The following is a 985-nucleotide window of genomic DNA, read 5'->3' on the forward strand; positions in this document are numbered from 1 at the left end:
GGCGAGCCGCCGCAACCGGTATCGTGCATCGCGTGCGGGGCAGGGCACGGGAACGTACCCCAGACCTTCTCGATCTCGGGGTTGTCCTTCTTGATGGCGCCCTGCTGCCAGCTGCCGGCGAAGGCCATCGCGGCCTTGCCGGTGGCGAACTGGGTACGCGCGTCGATCTCGTTCCAACCCGCCGCCGCCGGCGGGGCGACCTTGTGCACGGTCACCAGGTCGGTCCAGAACTTGACGGCCCGCTGCGCCTCGGGGGTGGTGTAGCCGGACTTCCAGGTGCCGCCCTGGTTGCTGGCGATCTCGCCGCCGGCGCCCCAGAGGAAGGAGTAGAAGGGCAGCTCGGAGTTGCCGGGCAGGGCGATGCCGTAGGTGCCCTTCTTCTTCGCCTGCACGGCCTTGGCCACCGTGACCAGGTCGTCCCAGTTCTTCGGGGGCTGTACGCCGGCCTCGGCGAACCAGTCGGTGCGGTAGTAGATGGCGCGCACACCGGCGTACCAGGGCACGCCGTACTGCTTGCCGTCGAGCTGAGCGTTGCGCACCAGGTCGGGCAGCAGATCCTTGCCGTCGGCCCAGCCGCCCATCCGACCACTCACGTCGGCGAGCGCCTCCTGGGCGGCCCAGCCCTGAGTCTCGGTGTTGCCGAGCTCGGTGATGTCCGGCCCCTCACCACCGGCGAGCGCCGCCTGGAACTTCTTGGGCGCCTCCAGCCAGGGAATGTACTGCACGACCACATCGGTGTCGGGGTGCTTCTGGCGGAACTCGGCCTCGACCCCGTCGAGGAAGGAGTTCTGCGCGTCGCCGCCCTCGCCCATCATCCAGACCGTGAGCTTGCTGTCGTCAGCCGCGTCGTCGCTGGAGCCTCCACAGCCGGCCAGCACCATCGCGGCCGAGGCCACCATGGCGGTGACCGGGGCCAACCGCTTCCACCTGTTCACGCCACTTCTCCCCTCGCGCCGCTTGGAACTAACCTTCTCCGCCGCACCCC

1 protein-coding gene is annotated in these 985 nt (G+C 69.4%); it reads right to left on the reverse strand.

Features of this window, described 5'->3' with window-relative positions; genetic code table 11:
- A partial coding sequence (locus NIE111_RS28180; protein WP_238687321.1) for an extracellular solute-binding protein occupies positions 1-935 on the reverse strand: 935 nt, incomplete at its 3' end.
- Between the last annotated feature and the right edge of the window lie 50 nt (positions 936-985).

Source organism: Micromonospora hortensis (assembly GCF_022230935.1).
In the GTDB taxonomy this organism is placed as follows: domain Bacteria; phylum Actinomycetota; class Actinomycetes; order Mycobacteriales; family Micromonosporaceae; genus Micromonospora; species Micromonospora hortensis.